This is a genomic window from Stenotrophomonas sp. PI_27, from assembly GCF_027854495.1.
Taxonomy (GTDB): Bacteria; Pseudomonadota; Gammaproteobacteria; order Xanthomonadales; family Xanthomonadaceae; genus Stenotrophomonas; species Stenotrophomonas pavanii.
Genome location: NZ_JAJNOF010000017.1, coordinates 94,256 through 103,386, shown reverse-complemented (window position 1 = coordinate 103,386; position 9,131 = coordinate 94,256). Strand labels below are relative to the sequence as shown.

Below are 9,131 nucleotides of genomic sequence, written 5' to 3'. Positions count from 1 at the left end.
CAGGCTGCGGCGTGGATTTGCCGGGGCTCTCTCCAGTAGATCCAGGCCATGCGTGGATGCTTTACCCCTTCAGCAACCTGAAACCCGCCCCTCCGATTTCATTAGTAATTCTACTCACAGGGCGAGTAGCATGTCCGGTCTCAGCCTCTGATACCGGCCCGTCGATACTCGCGCCATGCCCGCCGTTTCCGCCCGCTCCCGTCGCTCCCAGCCTGCCCGGCGCCTCCCCTGGAGGATCGGCTGATGGGTGCCGTCGTCGCCCTCGACCGGCTGCTGGACGGCCGCCAGTTGTGGCGCGGCCCGGCCCGCCAGGGGCCGGCCAGCGACCACCTGGCCAGCGGCCACCCGGCGCTGGACGCACGCCTGCCCGGCGGCGGCTGGCCGGCGAGCGGGCTGTGCGAGGTGCTGCAGGCGGCGCCGGGCGTTGGCGAACTGGCACTGGTCTGGCCGGCGCTGGCCAGGCTGAGCCAGCGCGACCGCCCGATCGTGCTGGTCGCGCCACCCCATCGCCCGCATGCCCCGGCCTGGGCTGCGGCCGGGCTGGACCTGGCCCAGCTGCAGGTCATCCACGCTGCGCCGAAGCAGGCGCTGTGGGCCGCCGAACAATGCCTGCGCTCTGCCGCCTGCGCGGCGGTGCTGTGCTGGCCACACCAGGCCGACGACCGTGCCCTGCGCCGGCTGCAGGTGGCCGCCGACAGCGGCCAGTGCCTGGGCTTCGTGTTCCGCGAGGCACAGGCGGCGCGCAATCCCTCCCCGGCCAGCCTGCGCCTGCAGCTCGACCACGGCCAGGTACGGGTGCTGAAGTGCCGTGGCGGCCTGCCGCCGGCGCAGCCGTTGCCACTGGCCATCGCCCACTGAGGCCGCGCCATGCACTGGGCCTGCGTGTTGTTGCCGCAGCTGGCGTTGGACAGCGTGCTGCGCCTGCAGCCGGACCCGCAGCGGCCACTGGTGCTGCTGCAGGGCCCAGCGCAGCGCCGCGTGCTGCGTGCGGTCAGCCCGGCCGCGCGCGCAGCAGGGCTGCGCCCGGGCATGCTGCTGTCGGCCGCGCAGGTGCTGGTGCAGGACATGCACCTGCACGATTACGATCCCAACGCCGAACAGCACACCCGCCAGCTGCTGGCCAGCTGGGCCTACGCCTACAGTTCGCAGGTCAGCCTCGATTTCCCGCACGCGCTGGTCATGGAGATCGGTGCCAGCCGCGCCCTGTTCGGTGACTGGTTGACGATCCAGCAGCGGCTGCGCGGCGAACTGCACGAACTTGGTTTCCGCCACCGGCTGGTGGCGGCGCCTACTCCGCATGCCGCGCGCGTGCTGGCCAACGTCCACGATGGCCTCGGCATCGATGCGCAGCAGCTGCCGGCGGCACTGGCGCAGCTGCCCTTGCCGCGCTGCGGCCTGCCCAGCGAAGCGGTCACCGTGCTTGGCCGTTCCGGCCTGCGCACGCTGGGCGCGGCACTTGAACTGCCGCGCGACAGCCTGGCCCGGCGCTTCGCACCGGACGTGCTGCAGCAGCTGGATGCATTGCGTGGGCGACCCACCGCGCCCCTGCGCTACTACCAGCCACCGGACCGTTTCGATGCACGCATCGAATTCGAGTACGAAATCGAATCCAGCCAGGCCCTGTTGTTCCCGCTGCGCCGCCTGCTGCTGGACCTGGCCGCGTTCCTGTGTTCGCGCGATGGCGGCGTGCAGCGCTTCGACCTGCAGTTCGAGCATGACCTGCTGCCGGCCAGCGTGCTGACCATCGGCCTGCTGGCGCCCGAGCGCGATCCCGCGCTGCTGTTCGAGATCGCACGCAACCGCATGGAGGCTTTCACCCTGCCGGCCGGCAGCCGCGCACTGCGCCTGCAGGCCGAGCAGTTGCCGCCGTTCGTACCGGCCGCGCGCGACCTGTTCGATACCCGGCCGGCGCAGGCGATGCCCTGGAACCAGCTGCGCGAGCGCCTGCGTGCGCGGCTGGGCGATGACGCCGTGCAGCCGCTGGCGGTGCAGGCCGACCATCGCCCCGAACGCGCCAGTGGCACCCAGCCCGCGGCCAAGCCTCCGTCGTACTGGCCGCTGCGCCCCGGCTGGCTGCTGGACACCCCGCAACCGCTGCGTGACCCGCGCCTGCGCATCGTCGCCGGGCCGGAGCGGATCGAATCGGGCTGGTGGGACCAGGCCGACGCGCGCCGCGACTACTACGTGGTGGAAACCGCACACGGCCAGCGCGGATGGGCCTTCCGTGAGCGCAACGATCCGCATGCGCCGTGGATGCTGCACGGCTGGTTCGGCTGAGCCGCCATGCACAGCGAACTGCCCGGCTACGCCGAACTGCACTGCCTGTCGGCCTTCAGTTTCCAGCGCGGTGCTTCGATCGCCGAAGAGCTGTTCGCGCGTGCCGCCGGCCAGGGCTATCGCGCGCTGGCGATCACCGATGAATGCTCGCTGGCCGGCATCGTGCGCGCCTGGCAGGCAGCGAAGACGCATGGCGTGGCGCTGATCGTCGGCGCCGAATTCCAGGTCGAGGACGGGCCGAAGCTGGCCCTGCTGTGCACCGACCAGGCCGCCTATGCCGGGCTCTGCCAGTTGATCACCACCTGCCGGCGGCGCGCAGCCAAGGGCGAGTACCGCTGCCTGCGCGAGGACCTGCTCGGCCTGCCCGACGGCCTGTTGTGCCTGTGGCTGGACCGGCAACCCGCCGCCACCGACCTGGAACTGCTGCGCGCCGGCTTCAATGATCGGCTGTGGTTGGCGGTGGAGCTGCACCACGAACACGACGACGCACGCCGCCTGCAGCAGCTGCAGGCCTTCGGCGAACGCCACCGCCTGCCGCTGGTCGCCAGTGGCGACGTGCACATGCACGTGCGCCGCCGCCGCGCCCTGCAGGACACGCTGACCGCGATCCGCCACCGCTGCAGCGTGGCCGAGGCCGGCTGGCGCCTGTTCCCCAACGGCGAGCGCCACCTGCGCCCGCGCACCGCGCTGGCCCAGCTGTATCCGCCCGAACTGCTGGCCGAGACCCTGCGCATCGCCGCGCGCTGCCACTTCACCCTGGAACAGCTGCAGTACACCTACCCGCGCGAGCTGGTGCCCGAGGGCCACGATCCGGACAGCTGGCTGCGCGTGCTGGTCGAGCGTGGCATCGGGTGGCGCTGGAAAGACGGCATCAAACCGAAACAACGCGAGCAGATCGAACACGAACTGGCGTTGATCAAGCAGAAGAACTACGCCTCCTACTTCCTCACCGTGCAGGACATCGTGCGCTTCGCGCGCAGCCAGGACATCCTCTGCCAGGGCCGCGGCTCGGCGGCCAACTCGGCGGTGTGCTTCGTGCTGGGCGTGACCGAGATCGACCCGGCGCGCAGCAACCTGCTGTTCGAGCGCTTCATCTCCGCCGAGCGCGACGAGCCACCGGATATCGACATCGATTTCGAGCACGAGCGGCGCGAGGAAGTGCTGCAGTACGTGTTCAAGCGCTATGGCCGCGAGCGCGCCGCACTGACCGCGGTGGCCATCAGCTACCGTGGCCGCAGCGCGATCCGCGATGTCGCCCGTGCACTTGGCCTGCCGATGGACCAGGTCAACGAACTGGGCGCGGCGATGGACCACTGGGGCGGCAACATCCCGCTGCCGGAAACCCTGCGCGAGCGCGGCTTCGATCCGGACACGCCGTTGATGCGGCGCCTGCTGGCGTTGACCGCCGAGCTGATCGATTTTCCACGCCACCTGTCGCAGCACCCGGGCGGTTTCGTGATCTCCGAGCATCCGCTGTCGACCCTGGTGCCGGTGGAAAACGCGGCGATGGCCGACCGCACCGTCATCCAGTGGGACAAGGATGACCTGGATGCCACCGGCCTGATGAAGGTCGACTGCCTGGCCCTTGGCATGCTCACCGCCATCCGCAAGTGCCTGGCGATGCTGAAACAGCATGGCCTGCACGAAGGGCGCATGGATGCGATCCCGCCCAAGGATGCGAAGACCTTCGACATGATCTGCGCCGCCGACACCATCGGCGTGTTCCAGATCGAATCGCGCGCGCAGATGGCGATGCTGCCGCGCATGCAGCCGCGCACGTTCTATGACCTGGTGATCGAAGTCGCGATCGTGCGCCCCGGCCCGATCCAGGGTGACATGGTCCATCCTTACCTGGAGCGGCGGCGGATCCTGCGCGAACAGGGACCGGGCGCATTGAACGACCCGGACAACCCGCTCTACCCGCCGCAGCTGGAACGCGTGTTCGCACGCACGCTGGGCGTGCCATTGTTCCAGGAACAGGTGATGCAGCTGGCAGTCGAAGCAGCCGGTTACACGCCTGGCCAGGCCGATGCCCTGCGCCGCTCGATGGCGGCCTGGAAACGCCGTGGCGGGCTGGAACCGCATCGCGAGAAGCTGCTGGCCGGCATGTTGGAGAACGGTTTCAGCCTGGAATACGGTGAGCATCTGTTCGAGCAGATCAAGGGCTTCGGCGATTACGGCTTCCCGGAAAGCCACGCCGCCAGCTTCGCCCTGCTGACCTATAACAGCTGCTGGCTGAAATGCCACCACCCGGCCGCGTTCACCGCCAGCCTGATCAACAGCCAGCCACTGGGTTTCTACAGTCCCGACCAGCTGCTGCAGGATGCGCGCCGGCATGGCATCGGCGTGCTGCCGGTGGACGTGCGCTTCAGCGACTGGGACTGCACGCTGGATTTCAGCAGGGGCGCGGCCGCGATCCGGCTCGGCATGCGCCTGGTCGACGGCTGCAATGAAGCGGCTGTACAGGCCATCATGCGCGAACGTGCGCGGCGCCCGTTCGAGGATGTCGGCGACCTGTGCCAGCGCACCGCACTGGATCGCCGCCAGCAGGGCCTGCTGGCCGATGCCGGTGCGCTGCGTGGGCTCAGTGGCCATCGCCATCGTGCGCGGTGGGACATCTCCGGCGTGGAAAACCGCCTGCCGCTGTTCGACCAGGCCCGCGCCACTGCTGAAGCGCGCGTGCCGCTGCCGCTGCCCAGCGCCTGGGACGACATGCAGGCCGATTACCGCAGCACCGGCACCACCCTCGGCCGCCATCCGATCTCGTTCCTGCGCACGCAGCTGCGCAGCCGCGGCTGCCTGGATGCCGCGCAGCTGGCGGGCCACGGCCATGGCCGCCGCGTGCGCATCGCCGGCTTGGTCCGCATGCGCCAGCGCCCGCAGACCGCCAGTGGCGTTACCTTCCTCACCCTTGAAGACGAGACCGGCATGGTCAATGCCGTGGTCTGGCGGCACCTGGCCGATCGCCAGCACCGGGTACTGGTCGATACCCAGCTGATGCAGATCGACGGCCGCCTGGAACGCGTCGATGGCGTGCAGCATGTCATCGTGCAGCGCATGCATTGCCTGGATGAACTGCTGCAGGGGCTGCGCAGCCACAGCCGCGACTTCCATTGACGATACACGACGTCACACACCGAACTGGCCATCGGTCGCCCGTATCCGCGATCGTCGCTGCATCCAAGGAAGGACGACACGATGCCGCGCACACTGCTGCTGACCACGCTGCTGGTCTCCACCCTCGCCCTGCTGGTCTCTGGCTGGACCGCCTGGAACCTGCATCGCAACCAATCGCCACAGCGCATCCTCGAAGCACGCGGGCTGATCATCCACGACGGCACGGGCCAACCCCGGGTGATCCTCGGCGCGCCGGTGCCCGACCCGGTCAGCCACGGCCGGACCCAGGGGCCGCGCGCCACGGCCCTGTCCGGCCTGATCCTGCTCGGCCCGGACGGCTCCGAGCGCGGCGGCTATGGCACCAGCGATCGCGGCGGCGAAGCCGTGCTGACCCTGGACGATGCCAACGGCACCACCGAGGTATTCAAGGTGGTGGCCAACCCGGACCGGGGTGCCAGCCTGATGGTCAAGCACCAGAACAACACCGGCGCCATGCTCACCTCCTGGCAGGGCACGCCGGAGCTGATGTTCATCGATGACAGCGGCCAGTCCTACTACGTGCGCCCCAGCGCCAACGCCGCGCCCTGATCTGCTTCTGGCGTCGAGCCATGCTCGGCGCTACACACCGCACACCGCCGCCAGATCATCGGCCAGCTGCCGCAACTGCGCCGCGCCCAGCGCCGCGCAGGTGATGCGCAGGCCATGCCCCGGCGCAGCCACCGCGAACACTTCACCCGGGCGCACATGCCATCCGCGCGCGGCCAGCGCCAGTACCTGCGGATGGCTGTCGGCCGGCAATGGCAGCCACAGGTTCAATCCCTCCATCGGCAGCGGCGTCGGCATGCCCCGCGCGCGCAGCAGTTCCTGCAGTGACTGCAGGCGCTGCTGGTAACGCGCTCCGGCTGCGACGATCTTCGCCCGCTGCGCCGCCGAGGCCAGCACCGTGATGGCCGCATCCTGCAACAGATGACTGACCCAGCCGGTGCCTGGCGCCAACCGCAACCGCAACCGCGTCGCGGTCTCTTCATCACAGGCCAGCCAGGCCAGCCGCAGGTCGGGGCCGAGCGGCTTGGACAGCGAACGCAGCAGCGCCCAGCGCCGGCCGTCCGGCGGCAACACCGAGTGGTAGGTCTGCTGCGAGAGCAGCGCGTAATGATCGTCGATCAGCACCGCCACCTGCGGGTAGGCCGCCAGCAACTGGCGCAATGCCCGTGCCCGCTTCGCATCCAGGCACGCCCCGGTCGGGTTGTGCGCACGCGGCGTCAGCAGCACCGCACGTGCGCCGGCCTGCAATGCCTGCCGCAGCGATTCGACCTGCATGCCATGGGCATCCACCGCCACCGGCAACGGCGCGTGACCCGAAGCGTTGAGCACGTTGAGGCTGCCGAGGAAGCATGGATCCTCCACCGCGATGCGATCCCCCGGCAGCAGCCACGCCGCCAGCAGGCGTTCAATGCCATCGACCGCGCCATGGGTCAGCTCCAGCGCATACCCCTCGGGGCAGTCTGCATCCAGCGAGGCGCGTGCCAACGCCTGCAACCTCGGGTCGACCGTGCCCACGCCGTACAGCCGTGGCGCCGTCGACGCCAGCCGCAGGTTCGGCAGCAGGCGCGGATCCGGATTGCCACCGGCCAGGTCCTGCAGCGCCAGCCCCGGCGTGCTGCCTTCGCGCGGCATCGCCGGCGGCAGTCCGCGCACCACGGTGCCACGGCGGCCCGCCGTGCTGGCCAGGCCCGCCGCATCCAATCGCTTGTACGCAGCAGCCACGGTGTTGCGGTTCACCCCCAACTGTTCGGCCAGCTCGCGCACCGGCGGCAGCACACTGCCGGCCGGCAGGCCGCCCTTGCCGATGCCATCGCGGATGCTGTCGAAGATCGACTCGGCGCTATGCCCGGTGATTTTCATTTTGTCCTATGCCAAACTATCTCTTGTCCTGTGCCAGTGTATCCGACCCTGGCCATCCTGCATTGGAGGTGCCCGCATGCCCCTTGCCGCTGCCGACTGGCCCGTCGCCCAGTCCGTTGAACAGATCGCCGCCAACCTGGTCACGGTGCGCCAGCGCATTGCCAGCGCCTGCGCCCGCGTTGGCCGCGACCCGGCCAGCGTGCGCCTGCTGCCGGTCAGCAAGACCGTCGATGAGGCACGCATCCGCATGGCGGTGGCCGTCGGTTGCCACATGCTGGGCGAGAACAAGGTGCAGGAAGCACAGCGCAAGGCCGAGGCGATGGCCGACCTGAACGTGCACTGGTCGGTGATCGGCCACCTGCAGACCAACAAGGCGCGCTACGTGGCGCGCTTCGCCAGCGAGTTCCAGGCGCTCGACAGCCTGCGCGTGGCCGAGGCCCTGCAGCAGCGCCTGCAGCTGGAAGACCGTACGCTGGATGTATTCGTGCAGGTCAACACCTCGGCTGAACCCAGCAAGTACGGACTGGAGCCCGACGCGGTCGAGGCCTTCGTGCACCAACTGCCCGCGTTCGATCGCCTGCGCGTACGCGGCCTGATGACGCTGGCCATCTTCACCCCGGAGGTCGAGCGCGTGCGTGCCTGCTTCGTGCGCCTGCGCCAGCTGCGCGACCAGCTGCAGGGCACTGCGCCTGCCGGCATCGACCTGTCTCAGCTGTCGATGGGCATGTCCGGCGACTTCGAAGTCGCCATCGAGGAAGGTGCCACCGTGGTCCGTGTCGGCCAGGCCATCTTTGGCGCGCGCGCCACCCCGGACAGTTTCTATTGGCCCAGCAATGGAGCCCCGGCATGAAGCATGCGGTCGTCCTGCAACACGTTGCCTTTGAAGACCTCGGTACCTTGCAGCCTCTGCTTCTGGCGCAGGGCTGGCAGCTGCAGGTGCTGCAGGCCGGCATCGACACGCTCGACGCGGCCGAGGCCGCCGACCTGCTGGTGGTGCTGGGGGGACCGATCAGCGTCAACGACGTTGATCTCTATCCCTTTCTCAACGACAGCATCGCGCTGTTGCAACGCCGGCTGCAGCAGCAGCGACCCACGCTGGGCATCTGCCTCGGCGCGCAGCTGATGGCACGTGCGCTCGGTGCCGACGTCACCGCCACGGGCGGCAAGGAGATCGGCTTTGCGCCGCTGCTGCTCACCGATGACGGCCAGCGCTCGCCGCTGCAGGCCCTGCAGGGTATCCCGGTGCTGCATTGACATGGCGAGGCGTTCGAACTCCCGGCCGGTGCACGTCGCCTGGCCAGCACGCCGGCCTGCCGCCACCAGGCGTTCGCCATCGGCAACCATGCGCTGGCACTGCAATGCCATCCCGAGCTGGACGCACGCCAGTTCGAACGCTGGCTGATCGGCCACACCCTGGAACTGGCCCAGGCCGGCATCAGTCCCAACGACCTGCGTGCGCAGTCGCGTCGCTATGGTGCGCCACTGGCGGCGGCCGCCACCGCGATGTTCGACCATTGGCTGCAGGACCTGCCGGAGCAACCGCGATGAACTACCGATTGCAGATCCACCGCGATGGCGCCTACTGGGGCCACTTCGACTGCGCCGGCCCCGATGCCCTGCAACGCATGGACGCCATCGCCGCGCAGCTGCCTGCCGGCCAGGGCTTCCAGCTGAAACGGCAGAAAGGTGTCGGCGAAGAACGCATCCTGTCCAGCAATGCCGACGGCCTGCGCGTGCTGGCGGCGCAGGTTCAGTACCGCGACCTCTGACGATCCGATGGGGCACCGGCCACTGGCCGGCACCTCTCTGCACCGCAAGCGGATGCGGGCGAA

The 9,131-nt window shown here is 69.4% G+C and carries 7 protein-coding genes and 1 pseudogene; 7 read left to right on the top strand and 1 reads right to left on the bottom strand.

The annotated features are described in order from the left end of the window. The first annotated feature begins 243 nt into the window (after positions 1-243). The 4 genes from imuA to LRM18_RS18350 all read left to right on the top strand — a co-directional run bounded on the left by imuA (position 244) and on the right by LRM18_RS18350 (position 5,982). Positions 244-858, top strand: a complete 615-nt coding sequence (gene imuA / locus LRM18_RS18365; RefSeq protein ID WP_053462936.1) for a translesion DNA synthesis-associated protein ImuA — start codon at positions 244-246, stop codon at positions 856-858. Between the two features lie 9 nt (positions 859-867). Next, a complete protein-coding gene (locus LRM18_RS18360; protein ID WP_057494647.1) occupies positions 868-2,277 on the top strand; it encodes a DNA polymerase Y family protein in 1,410 nt (469 codons plus the stop codon). 6 nt (positions 2,278-2,283) lie between these two features. Further along, positions 2,284-5,394 carry an error-prone DNA polymerase gene (locus LRM18_RS18355; RefSeq protein ID WP_270955214.1) on the top strand — a complete coding sequence of 1,037 codons (3,111 nt, stop codon included), beginning with the start codon at positions 2,284-2,286 and terminating at the stop codon, positions 5,392-5,394. Between the two features lie 81 nt (positions 5,395-5,475). Beyond that, complete coding sequence (locus LRM18_RS18350) at positions 5,476-5,982, top strand: hypothetical protein (protein ID WP_270955213.1); 507 nt, start codon at positions 5,476-5,478, stop codon at positions 5,980-5,982. 30 nt (positions 5,983-6,012) lie between these two features. Here the strand turns inward: LRM18_RS18350 and ptsJ are convergent, their stop codons facing one another. Beyond that, positions 6,013-7,299, bottom strand: coding sequence for a transcriptional regulator PtsJ (ptsJ, locus tag LRM18_RS18345; RefSeq protein ID WP_270955212.1), 1,287 nt, complete (start codon positions 7,297-7,299; stop codon positions 6,013-6,015). A gap of 76 nt (positions 7,300-7,375) precedes the next feature. Between ptsJ and LRM18_RS18340 the strand changes: the two genes are divergently transcribed. From LRM18_RS18340 to LRM18_RS18330, 3 genes and pseudogenes are all read left to right on the top strand, one after another. Further along, a complete protein-coding gene (locus LRM18_RS18340) occupies positions 7,376-8,149 on the top strand; it encodes a YggS family pyridoxal phosphate-dependent enzyme (protein WP_270955211.1) in 774 nt (257 codons plus the stop codon). Further along, positions 8,146-8,847, top strand: a pseudogene (locus LRM18_RS20360) (glutamine amidotransferase). Before LRM18_RS18340 ends, LRM18_RS20360 begins: the two are co-directional and overlap by 4 nt. After that, a complete protein-coding gene (locus LRM18_RS18330; RefSeq protein ID WP_049469329.1) occupies positions 8,844-9,068 on the top strand; it encodes a hypothetical protein in 225 nt (74 codons plus the stop codon). Before LRM18_RS20360 ends, LRM18_RS18330 begins: the two are co-directional and overlap by 4 nt. Positions 9,069-9,131 lie beyond the last annotated feature (63 nt).